The organism is Rhodococcus sp. 2H158, assembly GCF_053764755.1.
This window is the reverse complement of record NZ_JBSNCE010000034.1, coordinates 12,540-33,647: the sequence shown is the minus strand read 5'-3', so window position 1 is coordinate 33,647 and position 21,108 is coordinate 12,540. Positions and strand designations below refer to the sequence as shown.

Sequence of the window (21,108 nt, the reverse complement as noted above, 5' to 3'; positions counted from 1 at the left end):
GGCATACTCTTGTATGCCGGATCACAAGTTCAGGCGAGAAGGGAACCATCATGGCCAAGGTGTACGTCGATCGAAGGAAGTGCCAGGGCTTGGGCCTGTGCGAGTCGATTGCCCCCCAGGTCTTCGAGGTGACCGAGGACGGGGTACTGAGCCTGCCCACCGAGGGCACGTTCGTCGAGACCGATCGGGAATTGATCATCTCCGCCGTAGAGGGCTGCCCGAATGAGGCATTGAGCATCTCCGAGGAATGAAGGTACTCCTCCCACCGCAATTTTCGACCGACGGGAGGGACCGACCGCTACTGCTTCAGCCCGATATTCGAAAGGAATCCATCCATGACCGACGGCACTGCCCTGGACCACGATCTCGACGCGAGATTGAGCGCGATCATCGAGAATCTCGTTCGCCCTTCGGCCCAGCGCATCGACGAGGCGGGTGAGTATCCGCGCGAGGCGCTCGCTGCTCTCGCGAAGAACGGACTGCTCGGTCTCATGAGCCCCTCCGCAGCGGGGGGCGGTGGCGCTCCCCTGTCCGCGGGAGTCGAGGTGATCGAACGGGTCGCATCGGCGTGCGGCTCGACCGCGATGACTCTCATGATGCACTACGCGGCTTCGGCCGTGATCGACACTCACGGATCTCCCGAACAGCAGGCGCAGGTCGCGACGGGCCGGGGCTTGTGCACCTTGGCCTTCTCCGAGACCGGGTCCCGCAGTCACTTCTGGGCGCCCATGTCGACGGCAACATCCGACGGTGACCGAATTCGCCTCGATGCTCGAAAGAGCTGGGTCACCTCGGCTGGAGAGGCCGACATCTATGTCTGGTCGAGCCGACCCCTCGGAAATGCCACGACCGGGGGGATGACCCTGTGGTCGGTACCCGACGGCATTGCAGGCCTGCGCGTCGACGGCAGCTTCAACGGGCTCGGGCTGTGCGGCAACGCGTCGCGGCCGATGCGGGCCGATGCAGTGCTGGTCCCACGGACTGCCATTCTGGGGGAGGACGGCGACGGGCTGAACATCGCCCTGGGCGTCATCCTTCCCCGATTCCTGCTCCTCAATGCCGCCTTCTCACTCGGCTTGATGGAGGCTCTGCTGGACCAGGCGGCCGCCCACCTGACACACTCGCGGCTCGAGCATCTCGACACCAACCTCGCCTCTCAGGTGCTCCCCCGCAGCGCATTTGCAGATCTGAGGATTCAGGTCGATTCGACCCGCGCGTTCATCAACGACACCCTGAGCGCACTCGAGGGCGACCGCGACGACGCGATTCTGCGTGTCCTCCAGGTGAAACTCGTCGCAGCGGAGGCCGCGTCCGCAGTCAGCGACGGCGTGATGAAACTGTGCGGCGGGACGGCCTTCCGGAAGGAACTCGGCATCGAACGCCAATTCCGGGACTCGCTTGCTGCTCGAGTGATGGCACCGACATCGGAGGCGCTCCGCGACTTCGTCGGCCGCCTGTCGCTGGGGCTTCCCTTGTTCGACGAGGAGCCCGCCTGATGTCGCGCCCGCTGTTGATGGGGGCGGTCGCGTACGACCCCAAAGTGGTGACAATATGGGACGGCTTTCGCGCGTGGTTCCGAGATCACGGACTCGATTTCGACTACGTCCTCTACTCGAATTACGAGCGGCAGGTCGTCGATCTCGTCGAAGGCCGGATCGACGCAGCGTGGAACTCGCCCCTCGCCTGGGTCCGAACGGTGCGGATGGCCGCTCGCGCGGGTCGTGTCGTCCGGCCCGCTGTGATGCGGGACTCGGACCAGGATCTGACATCCGTAATTGTCGTGCGGGCGGATTCGCAGATCCGAGACGTGACGGAATTGTCGGGAAGGGCCGTAGGGGTGGGAGCCGTGGACTCGCCCCAGGCAACACTCATCCCTTTGGCGCACCTGCGGTCGGCAGGGCTCGTGCCGGGACAAAACTTGGAAGTACGCCGATTCGACGTCGGGGTCGGTCTTCACGGCGACCACATCGGTGGAGAGCGGGACGCCGCCCGGGCACTCCTTCGTGGCGAAGTCGACGCCTGCTGCATGATCGACTCGAACCACATGCTCTTCGGTCGAGAAGGTACGTTCCCTGTGGGGGCAGTCCGAATCGTGGCGCAGACCGGCACGTACGACCACTGCAACATGACGGTCGCCGATTCGATTCCGAAGAAGACCGCGGACCGTTTCACCGAACTGCTCCTGTCGATGTCGTATGCCGATCCGGAAGTGCGCTCTCTCCTGGAACTGGAGGGCCTGAAGGAGTGGAGGGTCGGGAGGACCCAGGCGTACGCATCCCTCGAGCGCGCTGTGGACGAGGCCGGATTTCTCGATGCGGACGGCAATCTGACGGACCAGGACTACCGACCATGATTCGCTTGGACCTCGAGGGTCTGAGCTTCGACCAGGGTGCTCATCTCCTGGTCCGCCATTTTCTCGAAAAGGTTCCTGTGGGCGGCAGAGCGACGGTCGTCGGCACGGCTCCCGCACTGGGCGTCGACCTCCGCTCCTGGTGCCGCGCGGAGGGACACAGATTCGAACCAACCGAGCAGTCGGGCGCATACGAGGTGGTGCGAGGGGGAGCTCAGCTCGCACGGTGGCTGAATGCCGAACGGGCCGGCTCCTCCAGTGCATCCGCACTCGTTCGACGACCGGATCCCACTTGGGGTCTGGCTGCCAGAGGGGCGCTGGTCGAACCTGGAGGGCCGGCCGTATCGTTCGATCTCGACGATCGAGACGTGGTGTGGGCGGACCTCGCACCACGGCTCTATGCTCATGCGGCGGCAGCCCAGTGGGATCCCGCATCTGCAGTAGATTGGGCGTCGGAGATCGACGTTCCCGGCGACATCGAGCGGGCGGTCGTGCAGATCATGACCTACCTGATCGAAAACGAGCAGGCGGCACTCGTCATTCCGGCGCGGCTCCTTGCACGGGTCCATCCCTACTTCTACGAGGTCCAGCAGCTACTTGCGGTGCAGGCCGCCGACGAGGCCCGGCACATGGAAGTGTTCCGACGCCGCGCGGTGTTGAGCGGTGGGGAGCTCGGCACATCGTCGGTCGGGGGTCGAGAGTCGTTGGCCAGCCTTCTCGACGAGCCGGATTTCTCCTTGGCTTCTTTCCTGCTGTCGGTTCTGGGGGAAGGTACTTTCCTCTCGCTGTTGTCGTTCCTCGACAAGTATGCTCCGGACCCGATCACCAGAGCAGTCACACGCTTGGCCCGCGTCGACGAGGCACGGCACGTCGCGTTCGGTGTCGCGCACCTCGAGCATCAAGCGAGTCACGACCCGTCGCTGCGCGGGCGCCTCCGGGGGGCAGTCGAGCGTCGTCACGACGTTCTTGCCACGACGGTGGCGCTCAACTCCGACGTGTTCGACTCCCTGGTGCTGCTCGCGGCCGGAGAGTGGACTCCGGCCGCAATCGCTCGCGGCCACCGTGCCGTCGCGGACCTCAACAAGACGATGGATGAAGGCCGTCAGAGACGCCTTCTCCGCCTTGGGTTCTCCGGGGCCGAGGCGGTCGAACTTTCAGCACTTCACACCCGCAACTTCATGTGACGACCAGCGGGCTGCATCCGACACCATTCGAACCCTTCTCGGGTGCGTCCGGCCTGAGGTGACATCGGTGTGATTGGGCTACAACGAGATCTGTCACCAAGGGGGCAGGACGGATCGGTTCGACGCGGTGGCCGGAACGACGACGTCCGTCCTCGGACGCCGCCGTTCCGGCGCGGGAATGAGTCCCTTCGGATCCAGCGTGGCTACCGGATGACCGGTTTGGTCAGGCCCCTGCGGGGATCACGTCGTGCAGTGACGGCTCGCCGACCATTGCCAGTTCGGCATCGATGCGGAAACCCGTGACCGGACAGATGGCCTCACGGAACTCCCAGCGATCCGCGATCTCGTGGTTGGCGACCTCGAATTCGGCCGCGATCTTGCGGACAGGCACCACCCGGGTCACGGCGCGATCCTTGTAATTTTCGTACTGGTCTCCGAGATCGGCACCGTTGCACCACCAGCGACCATTCACGATGTAGAGGAGTTCACCGATACGGCGCGCCCCTGCAGGCGGCTCGACGCACTCACCGGCCTCGACCCCACCGAGGCGTTCGCGTCGGACAGCGGCACGTGCCCTCGCAGTGGCCTCCGAATCCACCACGCCGTCGGCGAAGACCACGCCGTAAACTGCGGCCGCGGCTTCCTCGGTGATCAGTCTCGCGTCGAGGTCCTTCTGCACATCCTGCGGATCCCTCAGGAGGGGGTCGCCGTAGCCTGCCGCACCCGGCGAGACCCACTCGATGACGTCACCGTTGGCGAGTGTCTCCGGACCGCCCTTGAATTCGAGCTCGACCTCGTCCCCGTGGATGTCTTCGATGGACACCGGAAGCGCACCCGACGCCAGTTGTTCCAGCGCATCGTTGTTGCGCTTGAAGCGACACGTGGCCAGCGAGCCGGGATTTCCTCCGAACAACCCGGCCGCGCGAGGGACGTTCTCGTTCTGGTGGACGACCAATGCTCCCCCGGCGATCCCGTGGGCCATCAACGTCTCTCGCATACCCACGCCCGCACGACAGCGGCCGGCACCGTCGCCCGCTACGGGAAGCAGCACCCGGCTCAGCACCAGGAAGGGGGTCTGCGCCTCCATCTCCTCGGAGTTGTAGGCGATCGAATCCGGAATCCACCACTGGCCACCGACGTCGACCCCGTCACGGGACGCACGTCCAGCCAGGGAGCCCATCAGTCCGTTGCTGTCCATGAGCATGAAGGGCTTGCCGTCGTCCCGCACTCCTCCAGCCAGGACGGATGACAGGTTGGGTGTCGGCGCCCCGAGAATCAGGTCCCGAGTCTCGTCGTCTCCCGCGGCAAGCATCATGCAGACCGGCGTCGCCGCCACGTTGAGCACGTGCATCTGGGTGAAGACCGCCGAGGCGCTCACGGCCGCGGGATGGTCTGCGCAGGAGACGGTTCCCGGAGTGGGCCGGAACTCGATCCGCCGATAGGCCCCGCCGAACGCGCCGGCCATCTCCGGCAACATCTGTGACGTGAAGGAGGCGAGGACGCACCCGCTCATCCCGGCATACGTCACATTGATGGCACCCACCTGGGGATCGCTGCCTTCGTTGTCGACGATGAGCCGGTCGCCTTGCTTGGTCACATTGATCTGGTAGCGGTAGAACTCGTGGTCACCGGGGACCGATCCCTCCATGGAGGCCCGGTAGGACCAGCGACCGTCGGGGATCCTGGCGAGGCGCTCGACGAAGAGTTCCTCGCCGGCGTCCAGCACTCGATTCATGATGCCCTTGACGACAGCTGCACCGTACCGTTCCACGAGCGCGACGATCTTCTTTCGCGTGGTCTCCAGCGAACCGTAGGCCGCGCGCAGATCCATACGAGTCACGTCCGGGAATCGGCTCTGGCGTACGAACAGATCCTCGACGTCGGTCCGGACGCGGCCCCTCTCGACGAGACTGATCGGAGTCCAGATCGCCGACTCCTGCCAGCAGTCCTCCGCCGACACGCACAGGCTGCCCGGCACCGTGCCGCCCAGGTCCTGGAAATGCATGGAGTTGGCGATCCAGCAGAACAGCTCGCCGTCGACGAAAATCGGTGCTACGAGCGAGGTGTCGCACTGGTGGGCGCACCCGATGTACGGGTCGTTGCACAGCAACATGTCACCGTCGGCGAGCGTCTCGGCCTGATGGTGCTCGAGAATGTACTTGACGATCAGCGAATGGAAGTTCGAGTAGTACTGGACTCCCGAGCCGAGATATACGAGTTCACCGACCTCCGTGAGAATCGAGGACTGGAAATCACGGGACAGCATGACGACCGGAGAGACGGCCAGGCGCTGAATGAGATCCGCGTGCTCGAGGTTGATGTTCATCAGCGCGTAGCGGACGACCTCGGCTGTTACCGGGTCGACGTCCGTTTGCGCCGATGTGTGGAGCGTGATTGCCGGATGAATCACAGGTGGGTTGGAGGGGATGTAGCCTCGCTGACGACCGTCCCACGGGACGGTGCCCTGGGGAGTCTCGACGGTGTTGGCGGTCATGCCGACAGTTCCTTTCTCCGGGTGAGCACACAGTTTCCGGCGCGGTCCGTCTCGAGGAACTGTCCGGGGGGAACGGAAATCGTTGTGTGGGGCAGTTGCACCACGGCCGGCCCGTGAACGGCCAGGCCGTGCGCGGGCGGGGCGTCGTAGACGTCCGTCGTGACCCACCTGCCCTCATCCGGCCAGAAGATCTCCCGCGTGCCGGCGGACACCGCCGCACCGCCACCGGCCTCGTAGGGCTCGGATTCGAGGGCACCGGCGTGCCGTACAGCGGTGGCGATCACGCGGACGGAGAAGATCTCGACCTGTTGGAAGCCGGACACGGCCGTGGCTCCGTAGAGCCGTGCGTACTCTGCCGCGAACGCGCTCTCCAATGAACTTCGACTCTCCTCGCTCACCCCCCCTTCCGGCAGCGGCAGGGGCAGTTCCTGCATGTACTGCTCTGCGTAGCGGGCGAGCGCGGTCCGCTCGAGACGGATGTCCTCCGGGGCGAAGCCCCCCTCGGTCATCGTGGTGACGGCACGGTTCTCGAGTCGAGTACAGACATCTTGAAGCGCACGGACGTCGAAAGGCGCCTTGATCGAGCACTCCTCCTCGAAGATCTGCTTCGCGTCGGTGACCGCGATGCCGTACGCCGAAAGAGTCGAGGCCCCGTTACCAAGGGGTATGAGCACTCCCCGGGCACCGAGCTCGTGCGCGAAGGCGAAGGCGTGCACAGGTCCTGCACCACCGAAGGCGTAGACCATGAAGTCGCGCGGGTCCAGGCCTTGTTCCAAGGTTCGCTGGCGAATCAGCGTCGCGGCGGCGAAGCTGTTGACCTTGAGGATGCCTGCAGCGGTCTCCTCCAGGCTCATTCCCAGCTCGTCGGCCAAGCGCTGGACGGCCGCTTCGGCAGCCGTGCGATCCAGCTTCATCTGACCACCCAGGAATTGGTCCGGATCGATCAGTCCGAGAACGACATCGGCGTCTGTCACCGTCGGAAGCGTGCCGGCTCCGTAGCAGGCCGGTCCCGGATACGATCCCGCAGATTCGGGACCGACCCTGATGCCGCGGCTGATGTGATCGACCTGGGCGATGGAGCCGCCGCCACAGGCGATCGAGCGAACGTCGAGCTGTGGAACCCGATAGGTGTACTGCTCGATCACTTGTTCGCCGACGAGGAGCGGGCTGCCCTCGATGATGAGGCCGACCTCGAACGAGGTCCCCCCCATATCCGTGGCGATGACGTTGCGATGCCCCAGGCGCGCAGCGATGGAGGCAGTGCCTGTAAGACCGCCGACGGGCCCCGATCCGATCGTCTTGACCGGCGCCCCGACGGCTGACGCCAGTGGGGCCACCCCACCGTTCGATTGCATGATGAAAGCGGGGGCGTCCAAGCCGCGGCTCTGCAACTCCGACTCGAGCTTCTTCAGGTAACGGCTGGATCGGGGGCCGACGTAGGAATTGATGACGGTTGCCACGGTCCGTTCGTACTCGCCGATCCGGGGAGCGATCTCAGAGGAGATGCTGACGTAGATGTCCGGACGGATTTCGTGGATCAGTTCCCGGATCCGCTGCTCGTGCGTCGGGTTTCGGAAGGACCACATCAACGCGACGGCCACTGCTTCGATGTCCTGGTCCAGCAGCAAGCGCAACGCATTCCGGGCCTGTTGCTCGTCGAGGGGTACCAGCACCGAGCCGTCCTTGGTGACGCGCTCGACCACCTCGACGACGTGCTCGCGTGGAACCAGAGGATCCGGCTTGTCGGTGTCGCGCACACTGAGCAACTTGTCCTTGGGAATGCCCGCGGTCCGACCTCGCCCGCGCATCATCAGAAGGGCATCTCCATGTCCGGCGGTGGCCACGAGCCCGACTCGGGCACCGAGCCGCTCCACTACCAGGTTCGTTCCGATGGTGGTGCCGTGGCCGAAGGCCTCGGTATCCGCGAGAAACTCCTCGACTTCCCGTCCCGCGGCCTCGGCCAGCTTCTGCACTCCCGCTATCACCCCCTCGTCGGGGGAGCTTGCGTGCGTGGAGGGCACCTTGCTTTGGATGATGTTGCCCTGCGTGTCGACTGCCACACAATCGGTAAAGGTACCGCCGATGTCAACCCCAATTGCATACGCCATTCGCATACTGTAATGCATGCAAAACGGCCTGACAAGAGCGATCGGTGCTGCCTGCAGCGGATCTTCCTACTTCCAGCCGATCCATTCGGACAGCCCCCGCCCCATGATCCATTCCAGACTCTCCGCGTCCAAGAAGTCCAATTCCTCGGTGAAAAGGCGCCGCGCCTCGCCGTAGGAACAGGGCAACCGCGTGACGTCGCTACCCCAGAAGACCCGCCGCGGGCCGAAGGCGTCGACCACTCTCTCGATGTGGTCGTGCAGGGTCCGAAACGGATAGGGCTCGGTGATATAGGCGGGCAGACTGCTTGCCTTCACCGCAATATTCGGGAGATGGGCCAGGCGAATCAGGCGCTCGATCGAGGGACCGAGGTCGTCGGTGAGGCCGGTGGCGAACCCAAGATGGTCCACCACGATGCGCAGGTCGGGATAACGCGCCGCGATGCGTCCGATCTGGGGAATACTGAAGGGAGAGAACACCATTATCGGTATGCCCGCCACCTCCGCGACAGACCAGAGCCAGTCTGCCGTCCCGTCCTCGAGCCAGGAGGCGGGAGGGTTCTTGCTGAAGGTGACCCGGATTCCGAGCATCCCCGGCTGCTCCAGCCATCGAGGTACAAGACCTCGGCTCGCTCGGTCCGCGACGTCGAGCCGGCCCATCACACGAAAGGCGCCGGGATGATCGGCTGCCGCCTGAAGACAGTAGTCGTTCCGGTCCCCTTCGGAGAGAGGTGGTACGAGTATCGCGCGGTCCACCCCCGCGACGGCCATATCGGCCCGCAGTTCATCGATCGTGTAATGGGGTCGATGAGCATACTGGCGCCGTTCGTCCGGCCACGGACGGTCGGGCGTTTCGGCGGGCCATACGTGAACTTGGGCGTCGGTGACGATCATGCATCCGCCTCGCTCTAGAAAATATGCGTTTCTGTATGCCATTATGGCTCATCGGCGCTTCTTCGGCGACTGTCACGCGAGGACGTGATCCCATCCACAGCCAGCGCCCCGGCAAGGAGAACCCATGACCGAGAGCGACCCGCTCCGCAATCTCATCATCATCGGATCCGGTCCGGCCGGCTACACGGCAGCCGTCTATGCCGCCCGTGCGAACCTTCGTCCCCTCCTGTTCGAGGGCTCCATCAGCGCGGGGGGCGCGCTCATGAACACCACCGAGGTGGAGAACTTCCCCGGCTTCGAAGAGGGCATCACGGGTCCGGAGCTCATGGCGGAGATGCGGGCTCAAGCCCTCCGGTTCGACGCCGAGATCATCAGCGACGATGTGGTATCGGTCGACCTGATCGGCGACATCAAACGGGTAACCGACAGCGCGGGCAATACGTACGCCTCGCGCGCGGTCATCCTTGCGATGGGTTCTGCCTACCGGGAACTCGGGCTGCCCGACGAGAAGCGGCTCTCCGGGCATGGCGTCTCCTGGTGTGCGACGTGCGACGGCTTCTTCTTCAAGGACCAGGACATCGCCGTCATCGGGGGAGGTGACTCGGCCATCGAGGAGGCGACATTCCTCACCAGGTTCGCACGCTCGGTGACGATCGTGCACCGCCGCGACGAGTTGCGCGCCTCCAAGATCATGGCCGACCGCGCCTTCGCCGATGACAAGATCTCCTTCGCGTGGAACAGCACTGTCGAGGCCCTTCACGGCGACGACCGGCTCACCGGCATCACACTGCGTGACAATTCGACGGGGACGACCCGAGAACTGGCAGTCTCCGGGATGTTCGTTGCTGTCGGGCACGACCCCCGCAACGAACTCGTCAAGGGTGTCGTCGACCTCGACGACCAGGGATACGTCCTCGTGGAGGGACGGTCTACGCACACCAGCGTGGACGGCGTCTTCGCCTGCGGGGATCTCGTGGACCACACCTATCGGCAGGCCATCACTGCCGCCGGCTCCGGCTGCTCGGCCGCCCTCGATGCCGAACGCTTCCTGGCGGGGGCCGGACATCTCTGAACTGCCGGCATCCCACCGTGAGCACGCTCTCAACCGCCGGGAAACGAGGAAGGACAATCAATGGGACTAGTTATGGAGACCACCGACGCGACGTTCGACGCCGACGTTCTAGGGTCCGACAAGCCCGTCGTCGTCGACTTCTGGGCGCCGTGGTGCGGTCCCTGCAGGGGGCTCGCACGGGTTCTCGACGAGGTTGCCGCCGAAGTGGGTGACAGTGTTCGAGTCGTCAAACTCAACATCGAGGAACAGTCTGCGACTGCCGCCGCCAAGGGCATCATCAGCGTTCCGACACTGCACATCTACCGCGGCGGCGAGCTGGTCTCCTCGATGATCGGGGCCAAGCCCAAGACCGAGATCCTGGCCGCACTCGAGGCCGCCGTCTCGAGGTGAAGGCAATCTGAGCGGGCCCTCGCTGCTCCGCATGCACCGGGCGTCGACCTGTAGGGCACCGGGTGACAGCTCCCATACGAAGGCAAAAATGTATACACTCTCTGTATATTGCGGCGACGGACGTTCACGGCCGGTGGAACTGCCGATATGCAGCCCCCGCGCCTCGAGAGACTCGTGAGGATCGAAGCATGAATGACAGTCCAGCCCCCATGCAACGCGTGCCGCTGAGTGCCGATGCGCTGGAGCGCATGTACAACCTCATGCTCAGCACCACCATGGCCGATCAGCGGGCCTCTGCCGAATCCAAAGCGGGGCGACTCCGCGCGGCCTTCTACCCCGTCCGTGGAATGGAGGCCGTCTGCGCCGCTCTCGGAGCGACGATGCGACGCGACGACAAGATGATTTCCACTTACCGCAATCTCGGCGACGCCATGGCCAAGGGAATGTCGCTGCAATCGATCGTTGCCGAACTGTACGGCAAGGAGGAGGGCTGCTCCCGGGGGCGAGGTGGCCCCATGCATCTGCAGGATCAAGAGGTCAACTTCACCGCGACCACCGGCATCGTCGGCTCCGGCATGCAAATCGCGGCAGGCCTGGGCATGGCCGAACAGATGGACAGGTCCGGCAACGCCGTCGTCGTCACCTTCGGTGACGGGGCGACGTCGATCGGCGCCTACCACGAGGGCATGAACTTCGTCGCCCTGTGGAAGCTGCCCGTCGTGATCGTGTGCCAGAACAATCAGTGGGGCGAGCATACGGCAATTGCCGACTACGCGCCCAACACCGACCTCGCCAAGCGTGCTGCCGCTTACGGCATGGCGGCCGAGCGTGTGGACGGATTCGATCCCATGGCATGTGTAGACGCACTCGATGCCGCACTGACACGGGCTCGTGCGAACAGGGGTCCGACATTCCTGGAGTTCGTGCACTACCGGCTCACCGGGCACACGGGAACCGCGGACTACAGCTACGTGCCCAAGGAGGAACTGGCGGCGGCGATGAAGCGCGATCCCGCCCCGACCTTCCGCAGATGGCTCCTGGAGAACGGGTACATGTCCGAGCAGCAGATTTGCGGCATCGAGGCCGACGCGGCAACCACGGTCGACGACGCCTTCCGGTACGCGGCGGCCGGCACCGATCCCGACCAGGCGGACATCTACGAGGGTGTCTTCGCCGACGAAACCTTCGCGAGGAGCGCCAGCGGTGAGTAACACCAGCATCCAACAGATGACCATCGCCCAGGCGATCAACTCCGGCTACCACTGCGCCATGGAGGCCGACGAGAAGATCGTCATTCTCGGCGAGGACGTGGCCGATCCGATCGGGGGAGTCTTCAAGACCACCAAGGACCTGTCCACGCGGTTCGGCACCGAGCGGGTTCGAGCCACGCCGATCGCGGAGGGCGCTATCGCCGGGGCGGCGGTGGGTCTGGCACTCGGCGGCTACCGCGGCGTGGTCGAAGTCATGTTCTTCGACTTCTCGACGCACGTTCTGGATCAGATCCTCAACCATGCCGCCAAGTTCCGTTACATGACCGGCGGCGCCACACCGACGCCGGTCATGGTCACGAGTGTGATCGGAAGCAGCCACTTCGGCGCACAGCACGCTCAGTCGGTGGAGACCTGGTTCATGCACACCCCCGGAATCAATGTCTGTTTCCCCTCCACTCCACGCGATGCCAAGGGACTGCTCATGTCCTGCCTGGAGTCACCCGATCCGACCCTCCTCATCCAACACACCGGCCTCCTCTACTCCGTCAAGGAGGAGGTGCCGACGGGCCCCTACCGCGTTCCCCTCGGCAAGGCCAAAACCGTGCGGGCCGGTAACGACGTCACGATCGTCGCATACGGCACCACCGTGGCCATGGCGATCGAGGCGGCCGACATGCTGGCCCGGGACGGCATCGACGCGGAGATCATCGACCTCCGCTCGCTGGTGCCATTGGATTTCGAAACCGTGCTCGACTCGGTCGAGCGCACTCGCCGATGCGTCGTGACACATGAGGCAACCCAGTTCGCCGGACCAGGTGCGGAGATCAGCGCCCGTATCACCGAGGACCTGTTCAACGAGTTGCTGGGACCGGTTCTGCGTGTCGGTGGTCTGTTCACGCCGGTGCCATTCGCCAAGACTCTCAATCGCCTGCCGACCACCGAGCGCATCGTGGCAGAGACCAGAAAGCTGTTCTGAACCATGACGGAAGACAGGCACCCGGCCCCGACGGTGCATCCGGACGCCGCGTCGAGCTGGTCACTGCTCACCGATCGCATTGCGAGAGAGTCCGATCCGATACTCCGCCGCAATCTCGACGTGGTTGCGCGGCACGTCGTGGCGGAAGTCGCCGGTGACCTCGAGGCGCTGAAGGCGACGCTCGTAGCCGACCCTCGGTACTCGTTCTGGGGTGGGGAGTCACCGACGCGGCTCAGGTCGATGGTGGAGGTCGAGGCGTTCTACGAGAACAACATGCGGGTCGGCAAGAACCGCCTGTCCTTCGATATCACCCGCGTCCTCGTCGACGAGTCCACCGTGATCACCGAAGGCGTCTTCCGCCACGTCGTCAAGGGTGCCTTTCTGCCCGACAGAAGGCTGCCGGACGGCGGGCCGCTCGACCCCGATCTCAGCTATCTCACGGCCTACCAGGCTCTGGTCGTCTGGCCGATCACATCGGACGGACTCATTGCGGGCGAAGAAATCTATCTCGGTGAGCCTCATCAGGTCCAACGCGCAGTGGCACCGGGTGAACTACCGCACCTCGGCAGCGCACGCTGATCCGATCTTCCCCTCGATCGGGGGGATGCCGATACGGCCGGCCGCGGGGGCAACCACACAATGGTCTGCCCCCGCGTTCGTTACCGCGACGGCCGCAGCAGTGACGTCATTTGCCGTGCTTACGCCGAAGCGACCACATCTGGGGTGCCTTCTCCAGTTCGACAGCGACATCCCAGGGCATTCCGCCTGGAGCCGTCTCCCGGCGAAAGCTCATGACAAGTCGGCGAGCGAGATCCGGATCGGCCGCGACTCGCCGGGCAAGGGAAGCGGCGTAGTCCTCGGTCTCGGGGTCGTCCACCGCAGCCCAGGCCAGGCCGAGGTCGACGGCTCGCTCACCGGTGACACCCTCACCGAAAACGCCTAGGGCGGCGGCGGCTTCACGACCTATCGATCGATTCAGAAGGGTGAAATGTCCCCCACCGGGATGGATACCGATCTGAGCGAAGCCGGGGATCAGCCTCGCCGTCGCCGACACGATGCGCAGGTCTGCGGCCAGCGCGAGGTTGAGGCCTGCTCCGACCGCTGCGCCACGGACGGCGGCGACCGTGGGGATCCCGACTGTGCCGATGGCAGTGAATGCCCGGTAGACGGTTTCCAAGTCCCGATATGCCGCGTCCTCAGTCGGATCGTGCCCCACATCGGCGAGAACTTCGCGAACTGCTCCAGCGCAGAAGTGGGCTCCACCGGTGACCACGAGTGCACCGACGGACGAATCGGCCTCGGCGGTCAGGGCAGCGTCGGTGAGATCCCGCGCCATCTGCACGGACAGGGCATTACGGCGCTCCGGAGCACCGAGGCGGATCGTGGCGACACCGTCGCTCATGGCATACGAGATCTCGGACAACGGTAGATGCTCCTCGGTCAGGCGGTCGGGTGATCGGATCGGGACGTGATGAGAGGCCACAATCCGTCCCGTCCCGCTTCCGTGCTCAGATCGGTCAGCATCGTGTCCCACTCGTGAACAGAGCCGAAATCACTACGGTGGACCAGTATCGACCTGGTCAACATCGGAAGCTCGTGTTCGAGCGTGGTACCGAGCGCGCCGAGCACCTGATGGGCATTGCGGACGACAACCGAGGAGGCGTGACCGACACAGGATTTCGCGACCCCGATCGTGAACGGCGTCCCCGGGTCGTTCCACCCGGTGGTGACCACTCGGGCGACGGCCGCATCGGTCGCCGCCCGGGCAAGTGCCGCCTCCGCGGCCAAATCGGCGACCAGCGATTGGACAGCCTGGAACTTGCCGATCGGCCGACCGAACTGCACGCGCTCGTCGACGTAGGCGAGCACGATCTCCACCACTCGGGCGATACCACCTGCTGCCTGGGCACATCGGGCAAGTGCACCGCGCAGGCGGTACAAGGCCGCCGTGTCGTCACTCACGTCGGCTCCATCCTCGAGATCACAGATGTCGAACCGCACCGAGTCGCACGGCTCCCCGGCAAGGTTGCGAGCATGGGTGACGGAGAGGCTTGCCGCCGGCACATCGGCCACTCGCCACCCCCGGTCCGACTTCCACAATGCCACGATCGAGGTGGCGCTTCGTGCCCAGGGCACCGTCCGAGCGAGACCGCCGTCATCGGGCTGACACACGGTGCGGAGGCCGCCGCCCTCGGACAGATCCGCAACCTCGAGCAGCCAGCCGCCCAAGAGATCGTGCTCTGCAAGGGGTACCGGTGCGGCCGCGCCGGCCGCCGCCCCGAGCAGTACGGACGCCTCCACCCAGGAGGCACCGCTCCCGCCCCTGGATTCGTCCCCTGTGAGCCGGGTCAGACCGAGATCGTCCAGGCGCTGCCACAGAACGGCGTCGAAATTGACGGCTGCGGTAGGTTCCCCGCGCTTCGACCGGTAGTCGGCGAAAAGGCTTTCGAGCATCGCGACGAGGTCGGTGTCCGCACGCGGAGACGCGGCGAGTTCGATCGTCGAATCATGCACGGTCATCAGCGAATCCCCAATCCGCGGGCAATCAGGCCGCGAAGAATTTCGTTGGTACCACCTCGTAGCGTGAAGCCCGGGCGCTGCAGGATCGATGCCCTCAACAGGGCCTCCACTTCGGGATGGTCCGGTATTCCCGAGGCGGTGATGCGGTCGACATAGTCGGCGATGTCCCCCTCCTCGGTTGTACCGAGCAGTTTGACGACCGCAGCCGCGGTGTCGGCATCAGGATCATGGGATTGCAGCGCCGTCGAGACAGCGAAGGACATCTGGCGCAGAGCGGCCACCCTCGCAACGTGCTTGCCCAGATTCGGGTCACGAGGTAACCCGCCCTCGGCCATTGCACCGGCGGACGCGGCGAGCAGCGCATAGGTCGAGAGGATCCGTTCCGGTCCACTGCGCTCGAAACCGAGTTCGGACGTGACCTGTCGCCAACCGTCACCGACCTTGCCCAGGACCCGGTCGTCCGGGACGAAGACTTCGTCGAGATGAACCTCGTTGAAGTGGTGTTCGCCGCCCATGGACAGAATCGGGCGGATGGTGACACCGGGTGCATGGAGATCGACGATGAACTGACTGAGCCCGGCATGCCGGTGCGCCGGGTCGAAAGGCTCCGATCTGGCAAGCGCGAAGAAGGCGTCGGATTCATGCGCGCCCGACGTCCACACCTTGGTCCCGCTCAGGCTCCAACCACCGTCGATGCGAACGGCCCGCATCCGCACACTCGCAAGATCGGATCCTGAATCCGGCTCCGACATGCCGATGGCCCATACCATTTCGCCGCGGCTGATCCGAGGCAGGAACTCGTTCTTCTGCTCTTCGGTGCCGTATCGCAGAAGCGACGGCCCGATCTGACGTTCGGCCACCCAGTGCGCCCCGACCGGCGCTCCGACGACGAGCAATTCCTCGGTAACGACGAATCGCTCCAGAAAAGTTCGCCCTTGGCCCCCATACTCTTTCGGGATAACCATGCCGAGCCACCCCCGACGACCGAGTTCACGGGTGAACTCGCGGTCCCATCGGGTCAACCAGGTATCCACATGCGGAACAAACCTGCCCTGTTCGATCTGTTCTCGCAGAAATCGACGTACCTCGCCCCTGAGGGTGGCCAGCTCACGATTTTCCACGGCAACAGGCGGCACCAGCACTCGAGACACCCAAACACCTCCTCATTGCATACAATTTGTCACATCTTCGGCTGCCGCCCGAGGAGGTGGCCCGCCACCCGGCGGCTGGTCCATTCACACTCCGGACGAGGCCCGCCGGCGCTCTGCCATGAAGTCGAGCCCCTCCTGCCACGAGACACCGTTGTTGATCATCATGCGGCACTTCATGATCACCGAAGGTGAATTGACAGCCAGAGCACCCACCAGCCGATCGTTCAGTCGATAGAGAGTCACCCACTTGTCGGAGTCCACCGAGCCCGAGACCACCTGGGTCTCCTCGGCGGTGGGAAGACCGACGAACTGCAGCGACATTCCGTACCAGTGCGTCCAGTAGTACGGCACAGTCGCATATGCGGTGGGCTCGCCCAGTCCAAGTGCATTGCGCGCGGCCATACGGCCCTGCTCGGCGGCGCTGGTCCAGTTCTCGAGGCGCATCGACTGGCCGAAAGTTCGGTTGTGCCAGCTTACGATGTCGCCGGCACCGTACACACCCTCTGCCGAGGTGGCCAGGGTGGCGTCACATGTCAGGCCCCGTTCGACGGCGATGCCCGAACTCTCGAGCCACGCCGTCGCAGGATCCGCACCGATGCCGACGACGACGAGGTCCGCCGGAAGTCTTGTGCCGTCCCCGAGTCGGACCGCCTCGACCCGACGTGTCCCCTCGATCTCCTGGACGTGCGCCCCACAGATCAGCCGAACTCCGTTGCGAACGTGCAGGGCCGAGCATGCCTCCCCCATCTCGTCACCGAGCGCGCGGACGAGCGGTACGGGTGCTGCCTCGACGATGGTGACGTCGAGGCCGCGTCGGCGAGCGGCCGAGGCAATCTCTGCTCCGATGAAACCCGCGCCTACCACCACGACGTGCACAGCGCTTGCGAGTGCCGCACGGACGGCACGGGCATCGTCGACCGTGCGGAGGGTGTGGACTCCGTCGAGGTGATCGTTGTCGCTCAGAGTGCGGACCCTGGAACCGGTTGCCACGACCAAAGCGTCATAACCTATCTCGCCCGTGTCCAGTTGAACGCGCTTTTCGCGGATGTCCAGCCCTCGTGCCCATGTGCCGAGCCGAAGATCGACACCCAAATCGTCGCGCAGGTAGCTCCGAGACCGGAACGTGGTATCGAGCTCGTCGTCTTCGTAGAGGAATTGCTTACTCAGCGGTGGCCGGTCGTACGGAAGGTGCTCCTCTCCCCCGATGAGCGTGATCCGGCCGTCGAAGCCATCCTTTCGTGCTGCTTCGACGGCACGCAATCCCGCCAGCGATGCACCGACCACGACGAAGTTCTTCATGACAGTTTTTCCTCATGTTTTCGTGAAGGAGCCGTTCGCAATCAGTTTCGGCAGAACACGGTCCTCGAAAAGGCGCAGACTCTCCCAGGACTCGTCGGGATCCAGCCCCCCGAACAGCGGGTGAAAACGCAATTCGTCGTGTTCACCGAACCCCTCGAGCCGACTCAGGCACTCTTCGGGAGTGATGATCCAGATGTCTGGATCCTGCCTCACCTGATCCAGCGAAGTCATCGGTCTGTAGTTGCCGTTCGCCGCATCGGACCTCGACATCGCCCACCGAGCATACATATTCGAGGTGTGCATCACGTGAGGACCGACGACGGCAAGGGCCCTCTCCGGATCCTCGGCCAGATGCACGAATGTCGGGGTATGGTTCCGGAACGGTGCCGGTGCAGGTTTGCCCGCCTTGGCAAGTTCTTCCTCATAGAGTTCGTAGAGCTCTCTCGATGTGGGGACGTACGGCAGTCCCAACCGGGCGGCCCTACGTGCAGACGGCGGAGCACTACCGCCGATGCTGATCGTGGGGCCGTCGCCGAGCGGTGCCGGCGAGACGACAACGGTCCGGCCTTCGTACTCGAACGGCACGCCCCGCAATGCCGTGCGCAGAACGTCGATCTTCGTCTCGAAGGTTCGTGCTCGCGTTGCGAAGTCGACTCCGAACATCTCGAATTCCCGTTCGAGGTATCCGATGCCGGCGACGACGTTGAGCCGCCCACCGCCACTGAGGATGTCGATCACGGCAAGATCCTCGGCAAGGCGAAGCGGATCGTGCAGCGTCACCAGCAGCGCGGAAGGTTGCAGCCCGATCCGCTTGGTTCGGGCCGCCACCGCACTGCAGAAGACGAGGGAGGATGGGAGATAGCCATCCTCGGTTCCGTGATGCTCGGCGACGTGCACAGCGTCGAAGCCCAGCGAATCTGCCCATGCACACTGCTCGAGGGCAGCCGAGTACAGATCTGCGATCGGTGCGCCGAAGTCCGGCGCGCGCATGTCGTATCGAAGTCCGAGTTCCACGCGGAGCGCTCCGATCAGCCTTCGACGGATGCGGCATAGATTGCCGCCTCGGACCCCGCGACTCGACCGATCGTGTAGGAGTTGGCGATCGAGTTGCCGCTACCGACGTATGCGCCACCGAGCACACCGCCGGTGCACTCACCGGCTGCGTAGAGTCCTTGGATTTCCGTGCCGTTCTGGTGCAGTACGCGCGCGGTGTCGTCGATGCGGAACCCGTAGGCAGTCCAGTTGACGGTGCAAGGCCGAACCTCGGCGATGTAGTACGGCCCGGTGGAAATCGGCAACAGGAACTTCGTCGGCTTGAGATAGTCGTGGTCGACGCCTTCGGCGCACATGCGGTTGTAGCGCGCCACTGCACCCGCGACGACGCCCGGGTTGAGACCGGCATGCGCGGCGGCGTCCTCGACGGTGTCGCCCGCGAACATCCGCCCCTTCTGCACCATCTCCTCGACGAGGTCGGGGACGTAGTTCTTCGGACGGAACTCGTCGCGGTCCGGCCAGTTCTGTCGGTAGGGACTCCGATAACGATCGGCAAGTTCGGCCGGCGGGTGCATCGCTGCGTTGTCGAAGATCATGAAGGCCCGGTTGCCCACGTGATTGATCCGCTCGTCGACGACCGCGTATGGCATCGATTCGTCGAGGAACCTGTGCCCGTCCTCGGTGACCAACATGCACCACCCAGGCTGGAAGGCTTCATTGAGCTTGTTCGGAGCGAAATTCGGGGCAAGGGTACGCAGGCAGTGGTCGAATCCGGTCAATTGCGCACCGATCGCCTCAGCGAAATCGAGCGCGTCTCCGCGAGCACCGTCGGCCCCGATGTACCAGGACCAGCCTTCGTACCATACGGAGGGGGTGTACTTCGCGACACGCTCGTTGTTCGCTCCGAAGCCACCGGTGGCCACCACGACGGCCTTTGCCCGGATCTCGTCGTCGCCCACCGCAGCACCGACGACCTTGCGATCCTCGACGAGGAGACGGTCGACCCGCTGGCCGATCGCGATGTCGATGCCGAGCCGCTTCGCCACGGTGTGCATTGCGTCGACAATCGCCTGGCCACCGCCCAAGGGGATGTGGCCACGCTTGTTGCGCTCGGTGCTCGTGTAGATCAGACGGTCGGCGAACTCGACTCCGTGCCCTTCCAACCAGTCGACCGTGGCTCCTGCGTTCTCGACCAGAGTCTTGACCGGTCCCAAGTCCACATCGTAGTTGTTCCAGTGCAGATAGTCGTACAGGAAGGTGTCGACGTCGTCCTCAATGCCGTCGGCCTGCTGGGCCCTGCTGCCGGCCGCCATGAACAAGCCACCCGACAGGCGTGACGAACCGCCGACAACACTTTCGGATTCGCAGATCATGACACGTTCCGCGCCTGCCTCCCTGGCGGCGACGGCGGCGGCAAGCCCGGCGCCCCCCGACCCGATCACGAATACGTCGACATCGAAATCTGCCATCACTGCTCCTCTTCGAGTGCGGGCGGTCGTCTACCGAGAGACGCGATACAAATCGCATACTACTTTGCATGCTATATTGAGTAATGTAGCCGGAAGGGGACGCTTCGACAACCCGTCGATCGAGCCTGTAGGCACGTCACTTCCGCGAGTACATCGGAAGGGTTGGGTATGGATCTGGGCTTGAAGGGCTTGCGCGTTGTGATCACGGGCGGAGGCAGCGGAATCGGCCTCGCCATCGCGGACCAGTTCGCCCAGGAAGGTTGCTCGGTGGCGATCTGTGGGCGGACCAGGTCGACACTCGATACCGCCGTCGATCAGCTCACTTCGCATGGTGGACGCGCTGTCGCTCACGTCGTGGACATCGCAGATGGAACGGCCATCGGCCCGTGGGTAGACGCAGCAGCATCGTCTCTGGGCGGAATCGACATCGTCGTCCACAACGCAAGTGGAGCGGCCGGTGTGGGCGAGGAAGCCTGGCGACGCAACATCGACATCGACGTGCTCGGATTCTCCCGCCTCGTAGAGCACGCTACGAAGCATCTCGCGGAGTCCTCTGCGGCCTCGGTCGTCGCCATCAGCAGCACCGCGGCAATCGAATCGTTCGCAAACCCCGCTGCTCCGTTCGGGGCCATGAAGGCCGCTCTCATCCACCAGTGCGCGGGTCTGTCGAAGACTCTTGCTCCCCAGGGGATCCGGGTCAACGCCGTCTCCCCTGGTCCGATCTTCTTCGAGGGCGGACCGTGGGATCGGGTGCGATCGGAACGTCCCGACTACTACGAGAGCATCGTGGGGCAGATCCCCCGCGGCCGGATGGGCATGCCCGAGGAGGTGGCCCGCATCGTTGCCTTCGTCGCGAGCCCGGTCGCGGCGCTCGTGACGGGCGCGAACATCGTGGCCGACGGCGGGCTCACCAAGCGGATCCCGATCTGATCGAGCCCTGGTCTTCGGAGCAGCGAGACGGTCTGCTCCGCACCCGATATGCGGAGCAGACCTCGGGGCG

The 21,108-nt window shown here is 64.6% G+C and carries 19 protein-coding genes; 10 read left to right on the top strand and 9 right to left on the bottom strand.

What is annotated here, in order from left to right:
• The first annotated feature begins 50 nt into the window (after window positions 1-50).
• The 4 genes from ACWPOB_RS25180 (at window position 51) to ACWPOB_RS25165 (ending at window position 3,534) form a co-directional block, all read left to right on the top strand.
• Window positions 51-251: a ferredoxin gene (locus tag ACWPOB_RS25180; protein ID WP_100054871.1), complete on the top strand. Its 201-nt coding sequence runs from the start codon at window positions 51-53 to the stop codon at window positions 249-251.
• Between the two features lie 84 nt (window positions 252-335).
• Window positions 336-1,496, top strand: coding sequence for an acyl-CoA dehydrogenase family protein (locus ACWPOB_RS25175; RefSeq protein WP_455402488.1), 1,161 nt, complete (start codon window positions 336-338; stop codon window positions 1,494-1,496).
• Complete coding sequence (locus tag ACWPOB_RS25170) at window positions 1,496-2,353, top strand: phosphate/phosphite/phosphonate ABC transporter substrate-binding protein (protein ID WP_072636767.1); 858 nt, start codon at window positions 1,496-1,498, stop codon at window positions 2,351-2,353. Before ACWPOB_RS25175 ends, ACWPOB_RS25170 begins: the two co-directional genes overlap by 1 nt.
• Window positions 2,350-3,534, top strand: a complete 1,185-nt coding sequence (locus tag ACWPOB_RS25165; RefSeq protein ID WP_377439071.1) for a ferritin-like domain-containing protein — start codon at window positions 2,350-2,352, stop codon at window positions 3,532-3,534. The genes ACWPOB_RS25170 and ACWPOB_RS25165 overlap by 4 nt, the downstream gene beginning before the upstream one ends.
• 223 nt (window positions 3,535-3,757) lie before the next feature.
• On the opposite strand, the gene ACWPOB_RS25160 is transcribed toward ACWPOB_RS25165, so the two are convergent.
• From ACWPOB_RS25160 to ACWPOB_RS25150, 3 genes are all read right to left on the bottom strand, one after another.
• On the bottom strand, window positions 3,758-6,028 hold the full coding sequence (locus ACWPOB_RS25160; RefSeq protein ID WP_455402487.1) for a hydantoinase B/oxoprolinase family protein: 2,271 nt from the start codon (window positions 6,026-6,028) through the stop codon (window positions 3,758-3,760).
• Window positions 6,025-8,136, bottom strand: coding sequence for a hydantoinase/oxoprolinase family protein (locus ACWPOB_RS25155; protein WP_455402486.1), 2,112 nt, complete (start codon window positions 8,134-8,136; stop codon window positions 6,025-6,027). Before ACWPOB_RS25155 ends, ACWPOB_RS25160 begins: the two co-directional genes overlap by 4 nt.
• A gap of 66 nt (window positions 8,137-8,202) precedes the next feature.
• Window positions 8,203-9,027 (bottom strand): amidohydrolase family protein, encoded by an 825-nt coding sequence (locus ACWPOB_RS25150; RefSeq protein ID WP_455402485.1) that lies wholly within the window; start codon window positions 9,025-9,027, stop codon window positions 8,203-8,205.
• Window positions 9,028-9,151: 124 nt separating this feature from the next.
• Here ACWPOB_RS25150 and trxB point away from each other — a divergent pair, with 124 nt between their 5' ends.
• The 5 genes from trxB to ACWPOB_RS25125 all read left to right on the top strand — a co-directional run bounded on the left by trxB (window position 9,152) and on the right by ACWPOB_RS25125 (window position 13,255).
• Window positions 9,152-10,099, top strand: coding sequence for a thioredoxin-disulfide reductase (gene trxB / locus ACWPOB_RS25145; RefSeq protein ID WP_455402484.1), 948 nt, complete (start codon window positions 9,152-9,154; stop codon window positions 10,097-10,099).
• A gap of 60 nt (window positions 10,100-10,159) precedes the next feature.
• Entirely contained in the window at window positions 10,160-10,489 is a 330-nt protein-coding gene (gene trxA, locus ACWPOB_RS25140) for a thioredoxin (RefSeq protein ID WP_455402483.1), read from the top strand.
• Between the two features lie 209 nt (window positions 10,490-10,698).
• Entirely contained in the window at window positions 10,699-11,700 is a 1,002-nt protein-coding gene (locus tag ACWPOB_RS25135) for a thiamine pyrophosphate-dependent dehydrogenase E1 component subunit alpha (protein ID WP_455402482.1), read from the top strand.
• Between the two features lie 16 nt (window positions 11,701-11,716).
• Window positions 11,717-12,676 (top strand): alpha-ketoacid dehydrogenase subunit beta, encoded by a 960-nt coding sequence (locus ACWPOB_RS25130; protein WP_100054879.1) that lies wholly within the window; start codon window positions 11,717-11,719, stop codon window positions 12,674-12,676.
• Window positions 12,677-12,679: 3 nt separating this feature from the next.
• Window positions 12,680-13,255: a nuclear transport factor 2 family protein gene (locus tag ACWPOB_RS25125; RefSeq protein ID WP_072636775.1), complete on the top strand. Its 576-nt coding sequence runs from the start codon at window positions 12,680-12,682 to the stop codon at window positions 13,253-13,255.
• A gap of 106 nt (window positions 13,256-13,361) precedes the next feature.
• On the opposite strand, the gene ACWPOB_RS25120 is transcribed toward ACWPOB_RS25125, so the two are convergent.
• The 6 genes from ACWPOB_RS25120 to ACWPOB_RS25095 all read right to left on the bottom strand — a co-directional run bounded on the left by ACWPOB_RS25120 (window position 13,362) and on the right by ACWPOB_RS25095 (window position 20,108).
• The gene (locus tag ACWPOB_RS25120; RefSeq protein WP_100054911.1) at window positions 13,362-14,078 is read right to left on the bottom strand and encodes an enoyl-CoA hydratase-related protein; all 717 of its coding nucleotides are present in this window, start codon (window positions 14,076-14,078) and stop codon (window positions 13,362-13,364) included.
• A gap of 38 nt (window positions 14,079-14,116) precedes the next feature.
• Window positions 14,117-15,130: an acyl-CoA dehydrogenase family protein gene (locus ACWPOB_RS25115; RefSeq protein ID WP_455402481.1), complete on the bottom strand. Its 1,014-nt coding sequence runs from the start codon at window positions 15,128-15,130 to the stop codon at window positions 14,117-14,119.
• A gap of 65 nt (window positions 15,131-15,195) precedes the next feature.
• On the bottom strand, window positions 15,196-16,347 hold the full coding sequence (locus ACWPOB_RS25110; RefSeq protein WP_387435829.1) for an acyl-CoA dehydrogenase family protein: 1,152 nt from the start codon (window positions 16,345-16,347) through the stop codon (window positions 15,196-15,198).
• 84 nt (window positions 16,348-16,431) lie between these two features.
• Window positions 16,432-17,646 carry an NAD(P)/FAD-dependent oxidoreductase gene (locus tag ACWPOB_RS25105; protein ID WP_455402480.1) on the bottom strand — a complete coding sequence of 405 codons (1,215 nt, stop codon included), beginning with the start codon at window positions 17,644-17,646 and terminating at the stop codon, window positions 16,432-16,434.
• 12 nt (window positions 17,647-17,658) lie between these two features.
• Entirely contained in the window at window positions 17,659-18,660 is a 1,002-nt protein-coding gene (locus tag ACWPOB_RS25100) for an LLM class flavin-dependent oxidoreductase (protein ID WP_100054881.1), read from the bottom strand.
• A gap of 14 nt (window positions 18,661-18,674) precedes the next feature.
• On the bottom strand, window positions 18,675-20,108 hold the full coding sequence (locus tag ACWPOB_RS25095; protein WP_165037553.1) for an FAD-dependent oxidoreductase: 1,434 nt from the start codon (window positions 20,106-20,108) through the stop codon (window positions 18,675-18,677).
• A gap of 168 nt (window positions 20,109-20,276) precedes the next feature.
• On the opposite strand from ACWPOB_RS25095, the gene ACWPOB_RS25090 reads away from it, so the two are divergent.
• On the top strand, window positions 20,277-21,038 hold the full coding sequence (locus ACWPOB_RS25090) for an SDR family NAD(P)-dependent oxidoreductase (protein WP_100054883.1): 762 nt from the start codon (window positions 20,277-20,279) through the stop codon (window positions 21,036-21,038).
• Window positions 21,039-21,108 lie beyond the last annotated feature (70 nt).

What these genes read in the sequence shown, in the direction of transcription:
- ACWPOB_RS25125 (WP_072636775.1), top strand. Translation starts at nt 12,680, where the DNA reads ATGACGGAAGACAGGCACCCGGCCCCGACGGTGCATCCGGACGCCGCG.
- ACWPOB_RS25155 (WP_455402486.1), bottom strand. Translation starts at nt 8,136, where the DNA reads ATGGCGTATGCAATTGGGGTTGACATCGGCGGTACCTTTACCGATTGT.
- trxB (WP_455402484.1), top strand. Translation starts at nt 9,152, where the DNA reads ATGACCGAGAGCGACCCGCTCCGCAATCTCATCATCATCGGATCCGGT.
- ACWPOB_RS25175 (WP_455402488.1), top strand. Translation starts at nt 336, where the DNA reads ATGACCGACGGCACTGCCCTGGACCACGATCTCGACGCGAGATTGAGC.
- ACWPOB_RS25165 (WP_377439071.1), top strand. Translation starts at nt 2,350, where the DNA reads ATGATTCGCTTGGACCTCGAGGGTCTGAGCTTCGACCAGGGTGCTCAT.
- ACWPOB_RS25170 (WP_072636767.1), top strand. Translation starts at nt 1,496, where the DNA reads ATGTCGCGCCCGCTGTTGATGGGGGCGGTCGCGTACGACCCCAAAGTG.
- ACWPOB_RS25130 (WP_100054879.1), top strand. Translation starts at nt 11,717, where the DNA reads ATGACCATCGCCCAGGCGATCAACTCCGGCTACCACTGCGCCATGGAG.
- ACWPOB_RS25105 (WP_455402480.1), bottom strand. Translation starts at nt 17,646, where the DNA reads ATGAAGAACTTCGTCGTGGTCGGTGCATCGCTGGCGGGATTGCGTGCC.
- ACWPOB_RS25095 (WP_165037553.1), bottom strand. Translation starts at nt 20,108, where the DNA reads ATGGCAGATTTCGATGTCGACGTATTCGTGATCGGGTCGGGGGGCGCC.
- ACWPOB_RS25090 (WP_100054883.1), top strand. Translation starts at nt 20,277, where the DNA reads ATGGATCTGGGCTTGAAGGGCTTGCGCGTTGTGATCACGGGCGGAGGC.
- ACWPOB_RS25120 (WP_100054911.1), bottom strand. Translation starts at nt 14,078, where the DNA reads ATGAGCGACGGTGTCGCCACGATCCGCCTCGGTGCTCCGGAGCGCCGT.
- trxA (WP_455402483.1), top strand. Translation starts at nt 10,160, where the DNA reads ATGGGACTAGTTATGGAGACCACCGACGCGACGTTCGACGCCGACGTT.
- ACWPOB_RS25115 (WP_455402481.1), bottom strand. Translation starts at nt 15,130, where the DNA reads ATGCTCGAAAGCCTTTTCGCCGACTACCGGTCGAAGCGCGGGGAACCT.
- ACWPOB_RS25160 (WP_455402487.1), bottom strand. Translation starts at nt 6,028, where the DNA reads ATGACCGCCAACACCGTCGAGACTCCCCAGGGCACCGTCCCGTGGGAC.
- ACWPOB_RS25150 (WP_455402485.1), bottom strand. Translation starts at nt 9,027, where the DNA reads ATGATCGTCACCGACGCCCAAGTTCACGTATGGCCCGCCGAAACGCCC.
- ACWPOB_RS25180 (WP_100054871.1), top strand. Translation starts at nt 51, where the DNA reads ATGGCCAAGGTGTACGTCGATCGAAGGAAGTGCCAGGGCTTGGGCCTG.
- ACWPOB_RS25135 (WP_455402482.1), top strand. Translation starts at nt 10,699, where the DNA reads ATGCAACGCGTGCCGCTGAGTGCCGATGCGCTGGAGCGCATGTACAAC.